The organism is Arthrobacter sp. 05T442 (assembly GCF_056395945.1).
The window spans coordinates 1-21770 of record NZ_JBFTKM010000012.1 but is presented as its reverse complement, the minus strand read 5'-3'; the positions used below and the strand labels follow the sequence as shown (position 1 = coordinate 21770).

The window sequence follows — 21770 nt, the reverse complement described above, 5'->3', positions numbered from 1 at the left end:
CCCTTTAGCCTACCTGCTGTTCGTACTCGGATGCACTGAGCAGCGACTCGACCGCGTCGGCCTCGGCAAGCCTGATTTCGATCAGCCAGCCCTCGCCGTACGGATCCGAATTGATCAGGGCCGAATCGGTGTCCAGGGACTCGTTCCGGGCCACGACCTCGCCCGACACGGGGGCGTAGATATCGCTGACGCTCTTGGTGGATTCCACCTCGCCGACGACGTCGTTGGCCTTGATGCTGGTGCCAACTTCCGGCATCTGGGCGTAAACGACATCCCCGAGGGCGTCCTGGGCAAAATCGGTGATACCCACGCGCACGACGCCGTCGGCGTTCGGGGCAGAAACCCATTCGTGTTCTGCGGTGTAGGACAGCTCTTCGGGAATGATGCTCATGACGGGCCTTTCATCGGGTCAATCACTAAATGGCGACGGCGGTCAACTGGAGGGGGCCGCCGCTGAAAGTATAAGCCGATCCTCAAGTGTCCGGGAGGACTCTGGCATGATGGGGCCATGGCAGCTCATGCACCCTTTCCGGTCGGATTTGCCCGTGCCTGAGCTACCGGAAGTGGCCGCCCTTGCGGACTTCCTGGACGGGCAGCTGCGCGGAGCGGTTCTGGCGAAAGTCCAGATTGTCTCGTTCGCGGTGCTGAAGACGGCGGATCCTCCCCTCTCCGACCTTGTGGGCAGGACCGTGACAGGCGTGCACCGCCACGGCAAGTTCGTGGACCTGGAAGCCGGGGGCCTGCATTTTGTCTTCCACCTGGCGCGGGCCGGCTGGGTCCGGTTTACTGACGCCCCCACGGACGCCCGGCTGAAGATGGGCAAGGGGCACATCGCGGTGCGGCTTTCGTTTTCAAGCGCGGCCGGACCGCTCGACCTGGACTTGACCGAGGCGGGCACGAAAAAGAGCCTGGCGGTCTACGTGGTCCGCGGTCCACTCGACGTTCCCGGCATCGCGGCGCTCGGACCGGATCCGTTTAGTCCAGGCTTCGACGTCGACGCTTTGGCTGGGATCCTCGGTGCCAGCTCCCAGCAGATCAAGGGCGTCCTGAGGAGCCAGAGCATCATCGCCGGGATTGGAAATGCCTACAGCGACGAGATCCTGCACGCAGCCAGGACATCCCCTTTCGCCCTCGCCAGATCCCTGGAGCGGACGGACGTCCAGCGCCTCTACGACGCCATCCACACTATTCTGGGAACGGCCGTGGCGGAAGCCCGAGGGAAGCCGCCCGGTGAGCTTAAGGACACGAAGCGGAGCCACATGCAGGTGCACGGCCGGACCGGCGAAGCGTGCCCCGTGTGCGGAGACACGGTTCGGGAGGTCTCTTTTGCGGACACCGCCCTGCAGTACTGCCCGACGTGCCAGACGAAGGGAAAGATCCTGGCCGACCGCCGGACGTCGCGCTTCCTAAAGTAGGCGCTTCCGGAAATACACGCCTCCGGAAGAAACAGAAAACCCCGCCACTCCCTTGTCAGGAATGGCGGGGTACTTTCTGTTGGTCGGGCTGACAGGATTTGAACCTGCGACCCCTTGACCCCCAGTCAAGTGCGCTACCAAGCTGCGCTACAGCCCGTTAGTTCCGCCGTTCTCCGCCTGGAAATCATTCTGGTTTCTCTCCAGCTTTTCTTCCAGGCAGTCCGGCCGAACCACCTCCAAAAGCTTACACGATCCCGGAGGGTGCCTGTGACATTTTCAGGTGCCACAGGCCCGGTGTGTCGGAATTAACGCTTCTTGCCGCGCTTTTCGCGCACCCGCATGTTGACCTCGATCGGAGTGCCTTCAAAACCGAAGGTTTCGCGGAGCCGGCGGGTGATGAAGCGGCGGTATCCGGGATCCAGGAACCCGGTGGTGAAAAGCACGAACTTCGGGGGCCGGCTTGAGGCCTGGGTTCCGAACAGGATGCGTGGCTGCTTGCCGCCGCGCACCGGGTGCGGGTGCGCTGCGACGAGTTCGCCCAGGAACGCGTTCAGGCGCCCGGTGGGGATGCGCTTGTCCCAGCTTTCCAGTGCCGTGTCGAGGGCCGGGACGAGCCTGTCCTTGTGCCAGCCGGTTTTGGCGGAGATGTTGACGCGGGGAGCCCATGCCACGTGGGCCAGGTCCTGGTCGATCTCGCGCTCAAGGTAGCGGCGGCGTTCGTCGTCGAGCAGGTCCCATTTGTTGAAAGCCAGCACCAGCGCGCGTCCGGATTCGATGGCGAGCTGCAGGATGCGCACATCCTGCTCGCTGAGCACTTCGTCCACAGCCAGGAGCACGACGGCGACCTCGGCCTTTTCGAGCGCGCTCTGCGTCCGCAGCGAGGCGTAGAAGTCGGCGCCCTGGGCCATGTGCTGGCGGCGGCGGATGCCGGCGGTGTCGACGAAGCGCCAGGTGCGGTCACCGAGTTCGATGAACTCATCGACCGGGTCCCGGGTGGTGCCGGCGGTGTTGTCCACGACCACGCGTTCAGAACCGGCGAGCTTGTTCAAGAGCGAGGACTTGCCGACGTTCGGGCGTCCGATCAGGGCGACGCGGCGGGGGCCGCCGGAGCGCTCAAGGCCTTCGATGGTGGAGAACTCCGGGAGCGTGTCCATCACGTGGTCCAGGAGGTCGGCCACGCCGCGGCCGTGGAGGGCCGAGACGGGGTACGGCTCGCCGAAGCCGAGCCCCCAGAGAGTGGCCGAGTCGGCTTCCTGCGCGAAGTCGTCCACCTTGTTGGCCACCATGATGACCGGCTTCTTGGACTTGCGGAGCATCTTCACGACGCCCTCGTCAGTGGCGGTCGCGCCCACTGCGGAGTCGACGACGAACAATACGGCGTCCGCGAGCTCGACGGCCATCTCGGCCTGCTCGGCAACCCGGGCGTGGATGCCGCGGGCGTCGTGCTCCCAGCCGCCGGTGTCGACGACGGTGAAGTTCCGGCCGTTCCAGTGCGCCGCGTACATGACACGGTCCCGGGTAACACCGGGAGTGTCTTCCACGACTGCCTCGCGGCGGCCCAGGATGCGGTTGACCAGCGTGGACTTGCCCACGTTGGGCCGGCCGATGATGGCCAGGACCGGATCCAGCTTGACGGGACCGTCGAAGTCCTCGTCGTCGAAGTGGCCGCTCAGCAGGGCGGCGTCTTCCTCATCCAGTTCGTAATCGTCGAGGCCGGCACGGAGGGAAGCTGCGCGCATCTCTGCTTCATCGTCGTCCAAGGCGGCGAGATGCTCAGCCACCTGGTCCGTGCCGGTGGGCGTGTATTCGTCTTCGCCGGCGCCAAAATTGCCGGAGGTTTGAGTCGTATCGCTCATTGCACTTTCCTTAGGTGGTGATCTGCCGGCGTCGCGGCTACTTCTTCATGACGTTCTTGCGGGGAATCCGCGTCGGGCAAGGGCTGCCCGGTCCTTTTGATGGAGTCCTGGACATGGCGCGCCAGCGCGGCGCGGATCTCGTTTCCCGCCCTGTCCATTGAAACACGCCCGGTCTCCCCGGGCCTGCGGCTGACATTGAGGGCTCCGCCGAAGCTGACGCGCAGCCGGCGGCGCAGCCGGGGAACTGTGTCCAGGTGCTCGGCGTCGACGCGGGTGCCCAGGATGGCCACCGGCACCACCGTCGCGCTCGAGTTCAGTGCGAGCCAGGCGACGCCGTTGTTGATGGCGGCAGCCTCGCCGCTCCCCCGCGTCCCTTCGGGGAGGATCCCGACGCACCGGCCCGCCTCGAGCAGCCTCCGGGCCGTGGCCAGGGCCTCCCGGCCGCCGCTGCGGTCCACGGGCAGCTGGCCGGATGCCGTCAGCACCCGGCCCAGGAAGCCGGCGAACATCTCCTGCTTTACCAGGATGTGCATGGGCCGGGGCGCGGCCCCGAACATGACCGGTCCGTCCAGGAAGCTGATGTGGTTGCCGGCAAAGATAACCGGGCCGGTTGCGGGGACGTTGGAGCGTCCGGTGACCGAGGTCCGGTACAGGACATGGTCCAGGATCCAGCCCACGGGCCGGCTCCAGGCGGTGGTCCAGCGGCCCGGCAGGAGCGCCGGTGTCGGGGTGCCGGCCTCAGTCACGGGCGGCCTTGTGGTCGAGGATCCTGTGCACGATGCCGAGCGCGGCGTCCACCGTCTCCTGGAAGTCCAGCTCGGAGGAGTCCAGCGTGACGACGCCGTCCGCGGCCGTCGTGAAGTTCACCACGGTCGAGTCCCTCGCATCGCGGCGGGTCACCTGGGCTGCGAGCTGCTCGGCATCCTGGCTGCCGCCGAGCTGGATACCGCGGCGGCGCAGCCGCGCCTCTTCGCTGGCGGTGAGCAGCATCCGCACTTCAGCGTGGGGCGCGACGACGGTGGTGATGTCGCGGCCTTCGACGACGATCCGGCGGTGGTGCTTCTCGATCAGCTGGCGCTGGCGGCGGATCAGCTCCGTGCGGGCGCCGAGGGTCGTGGCCACGGCGCTGACGGCGGCCGAGATCGACGGCTCGCGGATCGCGAGCGTGACGTCCTCGCCGTCGACGCGGACGTACTCCTCCTGCGGGCCGGTGCTGATCTCCAACGGCAGGTTCTCGGCAGCAGCCTCGACGGCGGCACCGTCATCCAGGTCCGTGCCGCGGTCCAGGCAATACCAGGTCAGTGCCCGGTACATGGCACCGGTGTCGAGGTACGCCAGTTTGAGCCGGCGCGCCACCTCTTTGCTGACGCTCGATTTGCCGGAGCCGGAGGGGCCGTCAATCGCGACGACAAGGCCTTTCCCGGGGCGGAGAATGTCCACCGTTTCGATGAGTTCCTGGGTCATTACTGAAGTACCCGCCATCCGCGGTCGTTAAGGGCTTCGATCAAAAGGTCGTGCTTGTTGGGCAGGACAGAGAGTTCCACCATGCCCACGTTCTGTCCCGAGGAGTGGTCCAGGCGGAGGTCCTCCAGGTTGACACCGATCTCGCCAATTTCCGTCAGGAGCCTGGCAATCTGGCCGGGCGTGTCATCCACCAGGACCGTCAGCCAGGAGTAAGCCTGCGGCGGTCCGCCGTGCTTGCCCGGAATCCGGGACTGGCCGGCGTTGCCTTCGCTGATCAGCTGGGCAAGGTCGAGCCGCGCGCCGGGAGCCGTGGGGTGTTCGAGGGTGCCGATCAGCCGGTTGAGGTCCTCGCGGACCCCCTGCAGGATCCCGACCACCTTGTCCGCGTTCGCGCCCAGGATCTGGACCCACAGCGTGGGATCACTCGCCGCAATCCGGGTGACGTCGCGCAGGCCGTTTCCGGCCAGCGACAGTGCGTGCAGGGGTGTCCCCTGCAGGCGGCCGGCCACGAGCGAGGACATGACCTGGGGCACGTGCGAGACCAGCGCCACGGCTTCGTCGTGTTCCTCCGCCCCGAATTCGGAGACCACCGCGCCGAGGTCGCTGGCCAGCGCACGCGCCGTCAGCACGGATTCGGGAAGCGTCTCCTCCGCGGGGCACAGGACCCAGGGCATGGAGGTGAACAGTTCACCGCGGGCGGCGACGGGGCCGGACTTTTCGCGGCCGGCCATGGGGTGGGTCCCCACATAGCGGCCGAGGTCGGCTCCGCGGCTGCGGAGATCGGCCAGGATGCCGGCCTTCACGCTCGCGATGTCCACGACGACGGCGGCCGGGTAGTCCCCGAGCGCCTTGGCCACCACATCGGCGGTCACGTCCGGCGGCGCTGCCACCACTACGAGTTCGGGCTGGTCCCCGTCCAGGCGCGCCAAAGGCAGGCCGGCGCCGATGTCGACGGCGACGGCCTGGTTGGTGGGCGAGGGATCGGAGAGGAACACCGCCACGCCGCGGCCCCGCAGCCCCAGCCCGATGCTGGTGCCCAGGAGCCCGGTCCCCACGACCACCACCGGCCCGGCCAGGTGGCCGCGGCCGTGGGTGCGAAAGGCAGACATACTACAGCCCTACGGATGCCAGCAGGTGGCCGACTTCCTGCTTGCCGAGGTTGCGGATGCTGCCCTGGCGCTGGTCGCCCAGGCCGATGGGTCCGACCTTGACGCGGACCAGGCGCAGGACCGGGAAGCCGACGGCGTCGAAGAGGCGCCGGACGATCCGGTTCTTGCCCGAGTGCAGCACCACCTCGATCAGCACGTGGCCCGGGGTCGAGTCCACAAGCTTGAAGGAGTCGACCGAGGCGATTCCGTCCTCGAGTTCGACGCCGGCCTTCAGCTCGGCACCGATGCCCTGCGGAAACGGCCCACGGACCTGCACAAGGTAGGTCTTGGGGACTTCGTAGGACGGGTGCGTCAGGCGGTTGGCGAGTTCGCCGTCGTTTGTCAGCAGCAGCAGGCCCTCCGTGGCGACGTCGAGCCGGCCGACATGGAAGAGGCGTTCGCCGTGGTGGTTGCGCACGAAGTCGCTGATGCACGGACGGCCGTCGGGGTCCTCCATCGTGGAGACAACGCCCTTGGGCTTGTTGAACACCATGTAGACCATGTTTTCGTCCAGCTGGATGCGCAGTCCGTCAACGTGGATCACGGCGGTCTTCGGGTCGACGCGCACGCCAAGTTCCGTCACGACCTGGCCGTCGACCTCGACGCGGCCTTCGGCGATCATTTCCTCGCAGACGCGCCGTGACGCGACGCCGGCCGAGGCCATGACCTTTTGCAGCCGGGTGCCGTCGGCGTCGTGCAGTTCAGACTGGGGCACCTCAGCGCGGGGGCCGCGCTTGCGGGCCGGTTTACGCACGGGTCCCAGGTTCTGGCCGAAGCGTTCGCTGCCGAAGGCGCGGGGGCCCGCGAACTTGGCGGCGCCGGTGCGCGGCTTGGGCTTGAGGGCACCGGGCGTCCCGGCGGCCTTGCCGAAGCCGGGCTTGCGCGCGGCGGCCTTGCGGGCTGCGTCCTTGCCGGATGGCGCCTTGGTCTTCCAGTCTCCGGACGCGGGACGGCCCGCCGCCGGCGCGCCATCGGGACCCTGAAGGTCCGGATCGACGAAGGCCTCTTCGCGGGGCTTGGGGTGCTTGAAGGGGCGGTCTCCGCCGCCCTTGAAGCCGGCTCCCCCGCTGCGGCTGGCGCCGCTCTGGGAACCGCGGCTGGCGCCGCCCTGTGCGGGGCGGCCGGAGCCGCCCTGCGCGGGGCGGCCGGAGCCTTGCGCTGAATCTCGTCCTGCACTGTTGCGTGCTGAACTGTTACGTGGTGAACCCTGGCGTCCCGCCTGTGTCATGACCCGTCCTTCGTTTTATTGGCCAAACGGCCGCTGTCTCCCGACAACACCCGCCGGCTGGGGCAAAATGGTCCTGCCCCGGTGGATACTCGTTCGCAGGCAGTTGTTCCTGCCTACATTCTGTCTGCGTCGTAGAACTCTTCGATGCCTTCCAGCCCCGGAAGATGGGGGGAAAGCTGCGGCATGTCCGCCGCTGAGCCGATTCCCATGCGTTCCAGGAAATACGACGTCGTGCGGTACAGGACGGCTCCGGATTCGGTATCGGTACCCGAGTCCTCGATCAGTCCCCGCTGCGTCAGCGTCCGCACGACAGAGTCAACATTCACTCCTCGAATTGCAGACACCCGCGCCCTTGATACGGGCTGGCGGTAAGCGATGACGGCGAGCGTTTCGAGCGCCGCCTGCGTCAGCCTGGCTGTCTGTCCTTCCAGCACGAATCCGCCGACGATGTCCGCAAATTCAGCACGGGAATAGATCCGCCAGCCTCCGGCGATATTCCGCAATTCAAAACCCCGGGGGGTGGCACTGAAGCCGCCAGTGTTGCCGTTGCCGGTACTGTTCTGGCCGGCGAGGTCCACATCCGGGGCATTAACAGTATAACCGTTATACTCGCGCTGCAGGTCCGCCAGCAGGGATTCGACAACGTCGACCGTCAGGTTCAGGCCCGCGGCCAGCCCGACGGCGGTGGCCGGCTCGTCGATCACCATGAGCACCGCCTCGAGGGCCGCGCGTGCGCCGCCAGGGAGGCGGTGGACGTCCGGGCCGTCAGCCGAAGCGTCGTCACACGGCGGCTCCGGGCCCGGTTCATATGGTGCGTCGCTCACTGCTGCTCCTCGTATTCTTCGCTCAGGTTCCCGCTGCTCCAGTCGTCGCTATCGGCCGTCCAGTGGACCGTGAGGTCTCCCAGCGGCTCAAGCTGGTCGAAGCCCACCGCCTTGTCCCGGAACATCTCCAGCAGCGCGAGGAACCTCGCGACCACCACGAGCGTGGACTCGGCGTCGGCGACCAGCGCCCGGAAGGTCAGTCGCTTGCCCGCCCGGAGCCGGAGCCCGAGCAGTTCCGCCTGTTCCCTGACGCTGACCGGCGTGCCGTGGAGATGGGCAAGGCCGACCTCGGTGGGCGCCGCCTCTTTGGGCTTGAGCGCTTTCTCCGCCAGGGCGGCGAACTGCTGCGGGGTGTGACGCCAGAGCAGTTCCGGAAGCAAGGCTGCGAAGTGCCCCTCAAGCGCCACCTGCCGGGGGTACCTCCGGGCCTCGAGTTCAAGGGTGGAGCCCATCAATCCGGCAACGTGCTTGAAGGCTTTGTACTGGAGCAGCCGGGCAAACAGGAGGTCCCGGGCTTCCAGGAGGGCAATGTCGTCGTCATCCTCCACCTCGCCGGCCGGCAGCAGCCGGGCGGCCTTGAGGTCCAGGAGGGTTGCGGCTATGACGAGGAACTCACTGGCCTCATCGAGGGCCCATTCCTCCCCCAGCCGCTGGAGGCCCTTGATGTACTTGATGAATTCGTCCGTGACCGTCGACAACGCAACCTCGGTGATATCCAGCTGGTGCTTGGAGATCAGGGCGAGCAGGAGGTCGAACGGGCCGGTGAAGTTGGCCAGCCGCACCTCGAACCCCGGCTTCCTGGCCGCCGGCTGATCGAGCCCCGATGGCGGGACGGCTGCCTCTGCCACGGCCCTGACTAGGGCGCGCCGCCGCGCGAAATAAGCTCTTTGGCCAGGTTGCGGTAAGCGTCGGCGCCTATGTGGTTACCGGCGTAGCTGGTGATGGGCTCGGCAGCGACGGTGGCGTCCGCAAACTTGATGGAGCGTTTGATGACGGTCTCGAAAACCGTGTCGCCGAAGGCCTCCACCAGGCGGGAGATCACCTCGCGGCTGTGCAGGGTGCGGGCGTCGTACATGGTGGCGAGGACGCCGTCGACCTGGAGCCGCGGGTTCAGCCGGTCCTGGACTTTGTCGATGGTCTCCACCAGCAAGGCCACGGCGCGCAGCGCGAAGAACTCGCAGATCAGCGGGATGATCACGCCGTGGGCGGCCGTCAGTGCATTGACGGTGAGCAGGCCAAGGGAGGGCTGGCAGTCGATCAGGACGACGTCGTAGTCATCCTCGACCTTCTTCAGGGCCCGGTCCAGCACCTGTTCGCGGGCGACCTCGTTGACCAGCTGGACCTCCGCGGCGGAGAGGTCGATGTTGGCCGGGAGCAGGTCCAGGTTGTCCACGCCGGTTTTGTGGATGGCGTCGCGGATGTCGACCTTGCGGTCCATCAGGACGTTGTAGACCGTGAGATCCAGTTCGTGGGGGTTGATGCCGAGCCCGGCCGAGAGGGCACCCTGCGGGTCGAAGTCCACGACGAGAACACGGCGGCCGAATTCCGCCAGCGCGGCCGCAAGGTTGATGGTGGAGGTGGTCTTCCCCACCCCGCCCTTCTGGTTGACCATGGCGATGACCCGCGCGGGGCCATGGGATGACAGCGGCGCGGGCTCCGGAAAGTCGCGTTTGGGGCGCCCGGTGGGGCCCATGACGGCGTCTTCCAGATCGAGTTCGGTGCCTTCCAGAGTTGCTGAACCCTGTTCGCTGCTCACGTATCTATCCACACTTTCGATGACGTTGATTATCGTGCTTGAATTTGGTGCCGCTGGACTTCCGGCGCCGGCCTTATTCCAACCAAGGCTACAGCGCCCGACACGGTATTCGACGGACCTTGACAACGGCCGTCATCTGAGCCTTGACCTTCCGGTAGAAGTCGAAGGTTGCCGGCGGAGGGGCAGCGGTGCGCGAAAAACCGCCCGGACGCGGGAGGTGCGTCCGGGCGGTTTCATTGCGCCGGTGCCAGCGTCCTGCCTTCTGTTCAGGCGTTGGCCGGGACCGGACGGGCGGCCTGGGCCGGCTCGGCGGCGGTCTGGCCGACCTCGTGACCGGCGCCGTGACCGGCGATCATGGTCTGCTCATCGAAGGGCGCGGCGCCGGAGAGGACACGCTCAACCTGTGCGCCGTCGATCTCCTTGACCCAGGTACCGATCAGCACGGTGGCCACGGCGTTGCCGGTGAAATTGGTGAGCGCGCGGGCCTCGGACATGAAGCGGTCGATGCCAACGATCATGCCGACGCCGCCGAGCAGTTCCGGACGGTGGGCCTGGAGGCCGGCCGCGAGGGTGGCCAGGCCGGCGCCGCTGACACCCGCCGCACCCTTTGAGGCGATGATCATGAAGATCAGCAGCGAGATCTGCGCTCCGAGGTCCAGCGGGGTGCCCATGGCGTTGGCCACGAAAAGCGATGCCATCGTCAGGTAGATGGCCGTGCCGTCGAGGTTGAAGGAGTAACCGGTGGGAACCGTGACACCGACGACCGGCTTGGACACGCCGAGGTGTTCCATCTTCGCGATCAGGCGGGGCAGTGCGGCTTCGGAGGAAGAGGTGGAGAAGATCAGCAGGTATTCACGGGCCAGGTACTTCATCAGCCGGAAGATGTTGACGCCGGCCACGACCTGGAGCAGGCTGCCGAGGACCACGACGATGAACAGGGCACAGGTGATGTAGAAAGCGACCATCAGCGTGAACATGCCGAGGATGGCCTGGACCCCGGTGGCACCGACGACGGCGGCAATCGCACCGAAGGCGCCGACGGGTGCCAGCCACATGATCATGATGAGGATCCGGAACACGAGGGCCTGGCCGTGGCCGATGGCCTTGAGGATCGGGGCGCCCTGCGGGCCCATTTTCTGGAGGGCGAAGCCAACCAGGATCGCTGCGAGCAGGGTGGGCAGGACCGGAATGTCGTTCGGGATGATGCCGAGCAGGAAGTCGACGGTGCTGTCCGTGGCCGCCTTCTTGTTCGGATCGTAGGCGGCGAGTTTGAGTCCCTCGCCCGGGTGGATCACGTTGCCGACCACGAGGCCGATGGCCAGGGCGAAGGTGGACATGATGATGAAGTAACCCAGAGCCAGGCCGCCAACCTTGCCGACGGTTGCGGCCTTGGCGATGGAGCCGATGCCCAGCACAATCGTGCAGAAGATGACGGGGGCGATCATCATCTTGATCAGTTTGATGAAACCGTCGCCCAGTGGCTTGAGGTTCTTTCCGACCTCGGGGAACAGCAGGCCCACCACGGCACCGAGTACAACGGCGACTATGACGGCAATGTAAAGATAGTGGGACTTGTCGAGCCCTTTGCGGCGCATCTTGGCCGGCGCAGCTGACTCTCCTCGTTGAGAGGCCATGGTTGTCTCCTTAGGGATAATCTGGAAGACGCTGCGGCCCAGGCTCTGAGCTCATCACGTCGATCCGGTGTGATATCCATCATTAGGCGTGAAGTGACTCAGCTCACCGTTGCGTTCATATTGGTCGTAGGAGACGTTGATGATCCACCGCTGGAGCATTGCCCGCAGGTTGTTCGTGGCCCACCTACTTTTCATGGTCGCACTCACGGCCGTCGTCGGCACGGCAGCTTTCGTCGACGCCCGCGACCAGGCCTACAACGAGGCGGGCCGGCGCATGGCCGGCGTCGCCACAGCTGTCGCCGATAACCCGCTCGTCCTGCAGGCGGCGGGCGCCACCGACCCGTCCGCGCTCCTGCAGCCGTACGCGTTGAAAGTCACGGCGGACGCGGGCGCGGACTTCATCACGATCATGGCACCGGACCGGACACGGTGGACGCACCCCCGGAGCGAGGAACTGGGAAAGCCGTACATCGGCTCCATCGACGCGGCCCTGAACGGCGAGGCATTCACCGAGATCACTGCCGGGACGCTCGGTCAGTCCGTCCGCACCATAGTTCCGGTAAAAGACGCGGACGGAAAAGTGCGGGCCCTTGTCGCCGCGGGCGTGACGGTCGGGACCGTGGATGTGGCTGTCTCCGGACGCCTGCCGGCCCTGCTGGCCATCGGCCTGGCCCTGTTGCTGGGCGGCTCCGCGGCGTCCTGGCTGCTCGGACGCTACCTGCGCCGGGTGACCCGGGGGTGGGGGCCGGAGCAGCTCGCCCAGCTCTTCGCCTACTACGAGTCGGTGCTCCATTCGGTGCGCGAGGGTGTCATCCTGGTTGACCCCCGGGGCAAGGTGGTCATGTACAACGACCAGGCCGCGGACCTGTTGGGGCTGACAGCGCGCGGAGCGGACGCCACCGACGATGTCCGACGTCCCGGCGCCTCCCCCCTTGGCTCCCCCCTTGGCTCCACCCCTGGCTCCACTGACGGGGGTACTCCGGCGGCGCCGTCACTGGCCGGGCTTCCCCTTGCGGCCAGCCTCAAGGAGCTCTTCGAATCGGGGCGGACGGCCCATGACGAAATCCATCTGACGGGATCGCGGGTCCTGGTGGTGAACCAGGGCCCGGCGGTGGGGCCGGGCTCCCCCGCCGGCCGGCAGCGCGCCGCGGTGTTCGGCACGGTCGCCACCATCCGGGACCGCACGGAGATCGAGTCTCTGGGCACCGAGCTCGAAACCATGCGCACCCTCTCCGATGCCCTCCGGGCCCAGACCCACGAGCACGCCAACCGGCTGCACACGATCGTCTCCCTGATGGAACTGGGGCGCGGCGCAGAGGCCCTGGATTTCGCCACCAAGGACCTCGAGCTCAGCCAGCGGCTGACAGATGACCTTGTGAGCTCGATCGAGGAGCCTGTCCTCGGCGCCCTGATCATGGGCAAGGCCGCGGAAGCCCACGAACGCGGCGTCGAGTTGACGCTCAACACCGGCGGTTCGACGTCCGTCACGGGACTCGCGGTCCAGGACCTCGTGGCGATCCTGGGCAACCTGCTGGACAACGCCATCGACGCAGCAGCCGACGCGCCGGCGCCGAAACTCGTAGAGCTCACCGTCACGACGGCGGCCGGCGGCCTGGACATTACGGTGGAGGACAGCGGCCCCGGGATCGATCCCGACGCGGTGGAGGACGTGTTCAGGCACGGCTTCAGCACCAAGGAGCCAGGACCGTTCGGACGCGGGCTCGGGCTGGCCCTGGTCCGGCAGGCCGTCCGGCGCCTCGGCGGTACCATGACAATCACCAGCCCGGCCGGAGCCCTGTTCCACGTCACGCTGCCCACGCCGACTGCCTTCACGAATGTCGAACGAGGCGCCGCACCACCCGCCGTCGTCCCCGGGGACGCAGCCAAGTCCGGGGATGAAACCCGGCCCGGGGACGCAACCCGGCCGGCAACTACAGAGGGACATTGATGACCGACATCCGCGTACTCGTCGTCGAGGACGAGCCCATCGCTGCCGCCGCGCATGCCGCCTACATCGGCAGGCTGGACGGGTTCATCCTCGCCGGATCCGCCCCTGACGGGCAGTCGGCGTTGCGCCTGATGACGGAATTCGCAGCCGCGGGAGCCCCGGTGGAGCTTGTACTGCTGGACATGAACCTCCCCGATCTGCACGGCCTGGATGTAGCGCGCCGGATGCGTGCCGGCGGCCTGTTCGCGGACATCATCGCCATCACGGCTGTGCGCGAACTGAACATCGTCCGCAGCGCCGTGGCCAGCGGCGTCGTCCAGTACCTGATCAAACCGTTCACCTATGCGACCTTCGCGGACAAACTCGCCAGTTACAGGCTGTTCCGGGAGCAACTGGCGTCCCCCGGGCCGGGCGCTGCCGGCGCGGGAGCCTCCCAAAGCGACGTGGACCAGGCCTTCGCCAGCCTCCGGGCGCCCTCGGAGCTCCCGCTCCCTAAGGGGCTCTCCGCCTCGACGCTGGAATCCGTGCAGGATTTCATGAAGGTCCAGCCCGGGGCCGTGTCGGCGAGCGAGGTCATGGAGGCCCTAGGCATGTCCCGTGTCACGGCCCGGCGCTACCTCGAGTACCTTGCCGACGCCGGCATCGTTACCCGGACAGCTCGCTACGGCACCCCTGGCCGGCCGGAGAACGAATACCGTTGGCTGCGGGCCTCGTAAACGGCGCCGCGGTCCATGAGGCGACTCCCCCGCGGCGCCTAATCCCCCGCGGCGGCGGGACGCAGCGTCTCGATGAGCTGGTCGATCACACCGGCGTCTTCAATCGTGGACGGCACCACATAGGCGTCCCCGTCGGCGATCTGGCGCATGGTTTTGCGCAGGATCTTCCCCGACCGGGTCTTGGGCAGCGCGTCCACCACGGTGACGTGCTTGAAGTCCGCCACGGCCCCGATATCCCGCCGGATCAGGGCAATCAGGTCCTTCACCAGGATGTCCTCGGGCACGTCCACCCCTGATTTGAGGACCACGTAGCCGCTGGGACGCTGGCCCTTGAGCGGGTCAGCGAGCCCGATCACGGCGCATTCGGCCACGGCCGGGTGCTGGCCGATCACCTGCTCCATGGCGCCGGTGGAGAGCCGGTGGCCGGCGACGTTGATGATGTCATCAGTCCGGCCCATCACGAAGAGATAGCCGTCCTCGTCCCGGTAGCCGGAGTCGCCCGTGGCGTAGTAGCCCTCGAACGCCTGAAGGTAGGAGGAAATGTAGCGTTCGTCGTTGCGCCAGAGCGTGGTGAGCGTTCCCGGCGGCAGGGGCAGCTCCAGGACGATGTTGCCTTCCGTGCCTGCCTCGACATCCTCGCCGGCCCCGTCCACGATCTTGAGCCTGAAGCCGGGCATCGCCACGCTCGGCGAGCCGGCCTTGATCGGCAGCTCTTCGAGCCCGCGCGGGTTGGCGCAGATGGCCCAGCCGGTTTCGGTCTGCCACCAGTGGTCCACCACCGGCACGCCCAGGATCCGGGAGGCCCAGTGGAATGTGTCGGTGTCCAGCCGCTCGCCGGCGGCAAAAAGGGTCCGCAGGCTGGAGATGTCGTACTTCTGAAGCAGCGCCGCTTCGGGGTCCGTCTTACGGATGGCCCGCAGCGCTGTGGGGGCGGTGAACAGCACGTTGACTTTGTGGTCCTGGATCACCCGCCAGAACGCGCCGGCGTCGGGCGTCCCCACCGGCTTTCCTTCGTACAGGACGGTGGTGGCCCCCGCCAGCAGCGGGCCGTAGACGATGTACGAATGCCCCACCACCCAGCCGACGTCCGAGGCCGTCCACATGACGTCGCCGGGTGCGACGTCGTAGATGTTTTCCAGGGTCCAGGCCAGGGCGACGGCGTGGCCCCCGTTGTCCCGGACGACCCCCTTGGGGGCTCCGGTGGTGCCGGAGGTGTAGAGGATGTAGAGCGGGTCCGTGGCCTTGACGTCCACCGGTGCTGCGGGGGCGGCGGCGGCCATTTCGGCGTCCCAGTCCAGCCAGCCGGCGTGGTCTGCCGTCGCGGAGGCGAATCCTTCCCGGGCCTTGACCAGGACCGGGGTATCCGGCGTTCCGGCCAGGCCGAGGGCTTCCTCGACGGCCGGCAGGTACTCGATCCGGCGGGAGGGCTCGATCCCTCCGGAGGCCGTGACCACCGCAGCCGGGGCAGCGTCCCGGATGCGGGCGGCAAGCTCCTTGGGCGCGAACCCGCCAAAGACGACCGAGTGCACGGCGCCGAGCCGGGCCGTCGCCAGCATGGCGATGGCCGCTTCGGGGATCATGGGCATGTAGATGACCACGCGGTCGCCCTTGCCCACTCCGTGGCTGCGCAGGACACCGGCGAACCGTGCCACGAGGTCCGTGAGCCCGGCATAACTGAAGCGCTGCTGCATGCCCAGCATGGCGGAGTCGTAGATCAGGGCATCCTGGTCACCCCGGCCTTCCTCGACGTGCCGGTCCAGGGCGTTGTAGGACGTGTTGAGGACGCCGTCGGGGAACCAGTCGTACAGCGGGGCCCGGCCGGAATCCAGCGCCTGCCGGGGTGGTGTGGACCAGGAGACCTTCCCGGCCGCGTCCAGCCAGAATTCTGCGGGCTCAGCCAGGCTGCGTTGGTAGCTGTTCAGGTAGCTCTTGGTGACCATGAAGTTCAATCCCGTCCACGACGTTGTGATGGAGCTCATGGTAGTCCCGCGCCGGTTACCGGCACAAGACCTTATGTATACACAGCGAGCGCCCCGCCCGGAGATTGTGCGGAAATACTCCCCAAAAGGGACTTTGCTGTATACACTGAATGAGGGCAGCCAACGAAGGAGGCAGGATGCGCGCCAGCGACAAAGCCTATGCCGCCCTGCGCGAGGACATCATCGAGTGGCGCCTCCTGCCCGGAACGGTGCTCGCGGAAGTGGAGCAGTCCGCGCGGTTGGGCATCTCCCGCACCCCGCTGAGGGAGGCCCTGAGCCGGCTCACGGCGGAAGGCCTGACGACGACGGCGGGCGGCCGCGGCGTCGTCGTCACCGACATCTCGCTGGAGGACATCGACGAACTCTTTGAACTGCGCGAAACCCTTGAAGGCAAGGCTGCCGCGCTGGCTGCCGAACGGGGGGACGCCGCGACGTTCGAACAGTTGCGGCTCGAGTTGCTCAACGCCCCCGCGCTGATCAGCGACGCGGACCCCGCCCGGCACGACTATTACGGCCTTGTCGGGCGGCTGGACTTGGCGATCGACGCCGCGATATCCAACGCCTACCTCGTCCAGGCGATGCGCAGCCTGCGCGTCCACCTCGTGCGCGTCCGGCGGCTGGCCGCCGACGACGCAGCCCGGCTGACGGCCGCCGCCGCCGAGCACGCCGCCATCGCCGAGGCGATCGCGGCCGGCAACCCGCGGCTGGCCGAGGCCGCCACCACGCTTCACCTGCACCGCAGCCTTTCCCACGTCAAAGCCACACATACACCTCACCAGAAGGAGCACCATGGTTAAGGAACACCACGTCCGCGTTTACAAGAGTGAGGAAAACCTGGCCCGCGAGGACCAGCTTGCCTACAAGATCGCGAAGGTGGCCGCGGATCCCGTCGCCGTGTCTGACGAGGTCACCGACATGGTCATCAACCGCGTCATTGACAACGCCTCAGTAGCGATCGCCTCGCTGAACCGCGCCCCCATCGTCGCGGCCCGCGCCCAGGCCCTGACCCACGGACCCACCACCGGCGGCAAGGGCTCGAAAGTCTTTGGAATCGAAGGGCGCGTGGCACCGGAATGGGCGGCCTGGGCCAACGGCGTCGCGGTCCGCGAACTTGACTATCACGACACCTTCCTCGCCGCGGACTACTCCCACCCGGGCGACAACATCCCGCCAATCCTTGCCGTGGCCCAGCACGTCGGCTCGAGCGGCCAGGACCTGATCCGCGGCATCGCGACCGGTTACGAGATCCAGGTCAACCTGGTCAAGGCGATCTGCCTGCACAAGCACAAGATCGACCATGTGGCCCACCTCGGCCCCTCCGCGGCGGCCGGCATCGGCACCCTGCTGGGTCTCGACGTCGAGACGATCTTCCAGTCCATCGGCCAGGCCCTGCACACCACCACCGCCACGCGGCAGTCCCGCAAGGGCGAGATCTCCACGTGGAAGGCCCACGCCCCGGCGTTCGCCGGCAAGATGGCCGTCGAATCCGCGGACCGTGCCATGCGCGGGCAGACCTCCCCCGTGCCGATCTACGAAGGCGAAGACGGCGTGATCGCGTGGATGCTGGACGGCCCGGACGCCTCCTACACCGTGCCGTTGCCCGAAGCCGGCGAAGCCAAGCGCGCCATCCTGGACACCTACACCAAGGAGCACTCGGCCGAGTACCAGGCCCAGGCCTGGATCGACCTGGCCCGCAAGCTCCACGGCGAACACCCCGAGGTCACCGACCCCGCCAACGTGGAGTCGGTGCTGATCAAGACCAGCCACCACACCCACTATGTGATCGGCTCCGGCGCCAACGACCCGCAAAAGTACAGCCCCACGGCCAGCCGCGAGACCTTGGACCACTCCATCCCGTACATCTTCACGGTCGCCCTGCAGGACGGGGCCTGGCACCACGTCGACTCCTACGCACCCGAACGCGCCGCGCGTCCGGACACCGTGGAACTCTGGCACAAGGTCACCACCGTCGAGGACCCGGAATGGACCCGCCGCTACCACTCGCTGGACATCGCCGAAAAGGCGTTCGGCGGCACCGTGGTGATCACGCTCAAGGACGGCAAAGTCATCACCGAATCGATCGCCGTCGCCGACGCGCACCCGCTGGGCGCCCGGCCGTTCGCCCGCGAACAGTACGTGAACAAGTTCCGCACCCTCGCCGCCGGCCTCGTGGCCGATGCGGAGATCGAACGCTTCCTTGCCGCCGCCGCGCGGCTCCCCGAGCTCGCCGCCGGCGAGCTGGACCAGCTGAACATCCAGGCGGCCGACGGCGTGATCGACCTCGCGTCCGCACCGAAGGGACTCTTCTGATGCTGTACTCCAAGACCACGCCGGAGCAGAAGCGGATCCGTTTCCGTGAGCTCCTGGCCTCCGGCACCGTCCAGCAGTTTCCGGGCGCCTTCAACCCGCTTTCCGCCCGGCTGATCGAGGAGAAGGGCTTCTCCGGCGTCTACATCTCCGGCGCCGTCCTGGCCAATGACCTCGGCCTGCCGGATATCGGATTGACCACGCTCACCGAGGTGGCCACCCGGGCCGGGCAGATCGCCCGGATGACGGACCTGCCGTGCATCGTCGACGCCGACACAGGCTTCGGCGAGCCGATGAACGTGGCCCGCTCGGTCCAGGAACTCGAGAACGCCGGCCTCGCCGGCTGCCACATCGAGGACCAGTTCAACCCGAAGCGCTGCGGCCACCTGGACGGGAAGAACGTCGTGGACCTCGACACCGCCACTAAGCGCATCCGCGCGGCGGCCGACGCCCGGCGGGACCCAAACTTCCTGATCATGGCACGCACCGACATCCGGGCCACCGACGGGCTCCAGGCCACCCAGGACCGTGCCAGGGCGCTCGTGGAGGCCGGCGCCGACGCTATCTTCCCCGAGGCGATGAAGGACCTCAGCGAGTTCCAGGCCATCCGGGACGCCGTCGACGTGCCAATCCTCGCCAACATGACCGAATTCGGCCAGAGCGCACTGTTCACGGTCGACCAGCTGGCCGGCGTCGGCGTCAACATGATCATCTATCCGGTGACGCTGCTCCGTAGTGCCATGGGCGCTGCGGAGCGTACTCTGGAATCGATTAGGGCCGACGGAACACAGGAGGCACAGGTTGGAAGCATGCTGACCCGTGCGCGTTTGTATGACCTCGTCGACTACGAGGCCTATAACCGCTTTGACACCGGGGTCTTCAATTTCAAGATCCCCGGCCAGTGACCCCCGCAATCGACTTCCGGCTCCGGCCGGCACAACAGGCGACAGGAACAAAGGAGTTTCAGCATGGCTGAACAAGACATCAAAAAGGGCCTCGCCGGCGTCGTGGTGGACTACACCGCCGTCTCCAAGGTAAACCCCGACACCAACTCACTGCTTTACCGCGGCTACCCCGTCCAGGAGCTTGCCGCCAAGTGCAGCTTCGAGGAAGTCGCCTACCTGCTCTGGAACGGCGAGCTGCCCACCCCGGAGCAGCTCGCGGAGTTCACTGCAAGGGAACGGGCCGGACGGGCACTGGATCCGGTCGTCAAGCAGGTAATCGATGCCCTGCCGACGACCTCGCACCCGATGGACGTCTGCCGGACAGCCGCGTCCGTCATGGGCGCCCGGCACCCCCTCGCTGAGGACTCCTCCCGCGAGGCCAACATGGCCAAGGCCGTTGACCTTTTCGCGGCCATGCCGGCGATCGTGGCCTACGACCAGCGTCGCCGGCACGCGGCGGGACGCCCCATTGACCCCGTGGCACCGCGCGATGACCTGGGCTACTCGGCCAACTTCCTCTGGATGACGTTCGGCGAGGAACAGGTCCCGGAAGTCGTGGACGCCTTCAACGTGTCGATGATCCTGTACGCCGAGCACTCCTTCAACGCCTCGACGTTCACTGCCCGTGTCATCACGTCCACGCTCTCGGACCTGCACTCGGCCGTCACCGGCGCCATCGGCGCGCTCAAGGGCCCGCTGCACGGCGGCGCCAACGAGGCCGTCATGCACACCTTCGACGAGATCGGCATCCGGCCGGAAGAGTCGCTGGACGAGGCCGCGGCCCGGGCCAAGACCTGGATGGAAAATGCCCTGGCCCAGAAGAAGAAGGTCATGGGCTTCGGCCACCGTGTGTACAAGCACGGAGACTCGCGGGTGCCCACCATGAAGGCGGCCCTGGACAAGATGATTGCGCACTACGGCCGGCCCGAGCTGCTGGGCCTGTACAACGGGCTGGAATCGGCCATGGATGAGGCCAAGGCGATCAAGCCGAATCTCGACTACCCGGCCGGTCCCACCTACCACCTGATGGGCTTCGACACCCCCACCTTCACTCCCCTGTTCGTGGCCAGCCGCATCACCGGCTGGACCGCGCACATCATGGAGCAGCTGGACTCGAATTCCCTGATCCGTCCGCTGAGCGAATACAACGGCGTCGAGGAACGGCACCTGCCGTAGTTCTTCCCGACGTACGACGGCGGGCCGGTCACCTTTCGAAGGTGGCTGGCCCGCATCTTTTTCCGCTGCCGGGATCAGCCCATGCGCACGGACGCCACAGTTTCATTGTCATTGTTCATGACGATCACGACGTCGAGCAGTGCTCCTGCCAGCGCGGGGGGCAGCCAGTGCTCCGCGTCCTGCCACATCCGCTCCCTCGGCAGCGCCGCAGTGTCGAACCATTCCGGAATGATCTCGGAGCTTTCGCCCGGTTCGCCTTCCCACTGCCGGGTGGTGAAGAGCCGGCACGACATGTTCCATTCGGGCCGGGCAGGAAAGATGAACTCGACGACGCCGGCGTGGGCCAGGTGCTCCTGGAGCACGACGATGCCGACCTCTTCCCAGACCTCGCGGACCACGGCCTCGGCGTCGCTCTCCCCCGCTTCCACGTGGCCGCCGATGCCCACGATCTTGCCGGTGCCGAACCCGGTCCGTTTCAGGCCGAGCAGCACTTCGGTGCTGGAGCCCGCTTCGCGGAGCAGGAAGCAGAGCGTGACGGGGGTCGAGATCATGAATCCAGCCTATAGCTGCCGCAGGCTGGCGAAGCTATCCTGCAGCCGGGCCATCGTCTGCGAGCTGCGGCTGCAGTTCGACTGGAATCCCTTTCTGCGCGAATTCCTTGTCCGTGGCCTGCTGCGGCGTGAGTCGCTGGCCGTTCCGCGAGACGTCATTGTTCAGCGCCTGCAACTTCCGGTTGAATACGGGCAAATAGGAGTCGGTTGAAACCGGATCCCGGCGGCCTCGAGGGTCCTTCCGGTCGACGCGAGAATCTACAGATCGCTATGCCCGCCGTCCAGCCCCACGGGGCCGCCAACACGGTTGGGTTACTGGAGATAGCCGCTCACACGTACAGGAGCGGGAGGTCGTCCGGGATGGGGTCGTCCAGGGGTGCTGGCCAGCCCGGGTCGTCCGTGTCGGTGACTCGGAATTGGTGCCCGGCCGTGAAGTGGTGCCAGTCCGGGAAGGGGTCCCGGGGCAGATCCGGTTCTGTGGGCAGGCCTTCGTCGGGCCCGGTGTCCGCGGCCGGGATGTGGTCCGGCCAGTGGGGTGGTTCCCAGTCCTGGTGCTCGCTCGCGTAGTACCGGCCCGTCGGTGAAGTCCACCCCGGCGGGCTGTCCTTGCCCGCCCCGGTGGGTGTCCACGCGGAGGCGTGTTTGAGGCGGTGGTGTTTGCGGCACGGCTGGCCCAGGTTGGAAATACCGGTGGTGCCTCCGTCGGCCCAGGCCAGGAGGTGGTCTGCTTCGTTATCCAGGGAATGGTTGCTGCAGCCCGGGAACGGGCACCTGCCGTCGCGCAGCCGCAGCCAGTGCCGCTGGGCCTTCGTAAGCCGGTAGCT

General features: G+C 67.1%; 21 protein-coding genes and 1 tRNA gene. 7 read left to right on the top strand and 15 right to left on the bottom strand.

From position 1 onward, the window contains the following. Nucleotides 1-4: 4 nt before the first annotated feature. Entirely contained in the window at nucleotides 5-391 is a 387-nt protein-coding gene (gene gcvH, locus AC1DES_RS12630) for a glycine cleavage system protein GcvH (protein WP_476896046.1), read from the bottom strand. 154 nt (nucleotides 392-545) lie between these two features. Here gcvH and AC1DES_RS12625 point away from each other — a divergent pair, with 154 nt between their 5' ends. After that, entirely contained in the window at nucleotides 546-1415 is an 870-nt protein-coding gene (locus AC1DES_RS12625) for an Fpg/Nei family DNA glycosylase (RefSeq protein ID WP_476896045.1), read from the top strand. Nucleotides 1416-1495: 80 nt separating this feature from the next. Here AC1DES_RS12625 and AC1DES_RS12620 read toward each other — a convergent pair. The 10 genes from AC1DES_RS12620 to AC1DES_RS12575 all read right to left on the bottom strand — a co-directional run bounded on the left by AC1DES_RS12620 (nucleotide 1496) and on the right by AC1DES_RS12575 (nucleotide 11325). After that, nucleotides 1496-1572: transfer RNA gene (locus tag AC1DES_RS12620), tRNA-Pro, on the bottom strand. 148 nt (nucleotides 1573-1720) lie between these two features. Beyond that, nucleotides 1721-3271, bottom strand: coding sequence for a ribosome biogenesis GTPase Der (der, locus tag AC1DES_RS12615; protein ID WP_476896044.1), 1551 nt, complete (start codon nucleotides 3269-3271; stop codon nucleotides 1721-1723). Continuing rightward, entirely contained in the window at nucleotides 3268-3948 is a 681-nt protein-coding gene (locus tag AC1DES_RS12610) for a lysophospholipid acyltransferase family protein (RefSeq protein WP_476896125.1), read from the bottom strand. The genes der and AC1DES_RS12610 overlap by 4 nt, the downstream gene beginning before the upstream one ends. 61 nt (nucleotides 3949-4009) lie before the next feature. Continuing rightward, nucleotides 4010-4735: a (d)CMP kinase gene (gene cmk, locus AC1DES_RS12605; RefSeq protein WP_476896043.1), complete on the bottom strand. Its 726-nt coding sequence runs from the start codon at nucleotides 4733-4735 to the stop codon at nucleotides 4010-4012. Beyond that, a complete protein-coding gene (locus AC1DES_RS12600; protein WP_476896042.1) occupies nucleotides 4735-5844 on the bottom strand; it encodes a prephenate dehydrogenase in 1110 nt (369 codons plus the stop codon). Before AC1DES_RS12600 ends, cmk begins: the two co-directional genes overlap by 1 nt. Nucleotide 5845: 1 nt before the next feature. Continuing rightward, nucleotides 5846-7111, bottom strand: a complete 1266-nt coding sequence (locus AC1DES_RS12595) for a pseudouridine synthase (protein WP_476896041.1) — start codon at nucleotides 7109-7111, stop codon at nucleotides 5846-5848. Between the two features lie 113 nt (nucleotides 7112-7224). Next, entirely contained in the window at nucleotides 7225-7818 is a 594-nt protein-coding gene (gene scpB / locus AC1DES_RS12590) for an SMC-Scp complex subunit ScpB (RefSeq protein WP_476896124.1), read from the bottom strand. A gap of 113 nt (nucleotides 7819-7931) precedes the next feature. Beyond that, on the bottom strand, nucleotides 7932-8783 hold the full coding sequence (locus AC1DES_RS12585) for a segregation and condensation protein A (protein WP_476896040.1): 852 nt from the start codon (nucleotides 8781-8783) through the stop codon (nucleotides 7932-7934). An 8-nt stretch (nucleotides 8784-8791) separates the two neighbouring features. Continuing rightward, nucleotides 8792-9691, bottom strand: a complete 900-nt coding sequence (locus AC1DES_RS12580) for a ParA family protein (RefSeq protein ID WP_476896039.1) — start codon at nucleotides 9689-9691, stop codon at nucleotides 8792-8794. Between the two features lie 266 nt (nucleotides 9692-9957). After that, entirely contained in the window at nucleotides 9958-11325 is a 1368-nt protein-coding gene (locus tag AC1DES_RS12575; protein ID WP_476896038.1) for a cation:dicarboxylate symporter family transporter, read from the bottom strand. 139 nt (nucleotides 11326-11464) lie between these two features. Here AC1DES_RS12575 and AC1DES_RS12570 point away from each other — a divergent pair, with 139 nt between their 5' ends. Next, entirely contained in the window at nucleotides 11465-13273 is a 1809-nt protein-coding gene (locus tag AC1DES_RS12570; RefSeq protein ID WP_476896037.1) for a sensor histidine kinase, read from the top strand. Beyond that, nucleotides 13273-13989 carry a response regulator gene (locus AC1DES_RS12565; protein WP_476896036.1) on the top strand — a complete coding sequence of 239 codons (717 nt, stop codon included), beginning with the start codon at nucleotides 13273-13275 and terminating at the stop codon, nucleotides 13987-13989. The genes AC1DES_RS12570 and AC1DES_RS12565 overlap by 1 nt, the downstream gene beginning before the upstream one ends. 38 nt (nucleotides 13990-14027) lie before the next feature. Here the strand turns inward: AC1DES_RS12565 and AC1DES_RS12560 are convergent, their stop codons facing one another. After that, entirely contained in the window at nucleotides 14028-15929 is a 1902-nt protein-coding gene (locus AC1DES_RS12560) for an AMP-binding protein (protein ID WP_476896123.1), read from the bottom strand. 176 nt (nucleotides 15930-16105) lie between these two features. Between AC1DES_RS12560 and AC1DES_RS12555 the strand changes: the two genes are divergently transcribed. From AC1DES_RS12555 to AC1DES_RS12540, 4 genes are all read left to right on the top strand, one after another. Further along, on the top strand, nucleotides 16106-16765 hold the full coding sequence (locus tag AC1DES_RS12555; protein ID WP_476896035.1) for a GntR family transcriptional regulator: 660 nt from the start codon (nucleotides 16106-16108) through the stop codon (nucleotides 16763-16765). Continuing rightward, entirely contained in the window at nucleotides 16758-18278 is a 1521-nt protein-coding gene (locus tag AC1DES_RS12550; RefSeq protein WP_476896034.1) for an MmgE/PrpD family protein, read from the top strand. The genes AC1DES_RS12555 and AC1DES_RS12550 overlap by 8 nt, the downstream gene beginning before the upstream one ends. Further along, nucleotides 18278-19180: a methylisocitrate lyase gene (gene prpB, locus AC1DES_RS12545; RefSeq protein WP_476896033.1), complete on the top strand. Its 903-nt coding sequence runs from the start codon at nucleotides 18278-18280 to the stop codon at nucleotides 19178-19180. The genes AC1DES_RS12550 and prpB overlap by 1 nt, the downstream gene beginning before the upstream one ends. 63 nt (nucleotides 19181-19243) lie before the next feature. Next, nucleotides 19244-20395, top strand: a complete 1152-nt coding sequence (locus AC1DES_RS12540; RefSeq protein ID WP_476896032.1) for a bifunctional 2-methylcitrate synthase/citrate synthase — start codon at nucleotides 19244-19246, stop codon at nucleotides 20393-20395. 74 nt (nucleotides 20396-20469) lie between these two features. On the opposite strand, the gene AC1DES_RS12535 is transcribed toward AC1DES_RS12540, so the two are convergent. From AC1DES_RS12535 to AC1DES_RS12525, 3 genes are all read right to left on the bottom strand, one after another. Continuing rightward, complete coding sequence (locus tag AC1DES_RS12535; protein WP_476896031.1) at nucleotides 20470-20946, bottom strand: 8-oxo-dGTP diphosphatase; 477 nt, start codon at nucleotides 20944-20946, stop codon at nucleotides 20470-20472. 34 nt (nucleotides 20947-20980) lie between these two features. Further along, nucleotides 20981-21142 (bottom strand): hypothetical protein, encoded by a 162-nt coding sequence (locus AC1DES_RS12530; protein WP_476896030.1) that lies wholly within the window; start codon nucleotides 21140-21142, stop codon nucleotides 20981-20983. 133 nt (nucleotides 21143-21275) lie between these two features. Continuing rightward, nucleotides 21276-21770 (bottom strand): HNH endonuclease signature motif containing protein (locus tag AC1DES_RS12525; RefSeq protein ID WP_476896029.1); only part of this gene is annotated, 495 nt, incomplete at its 5' end.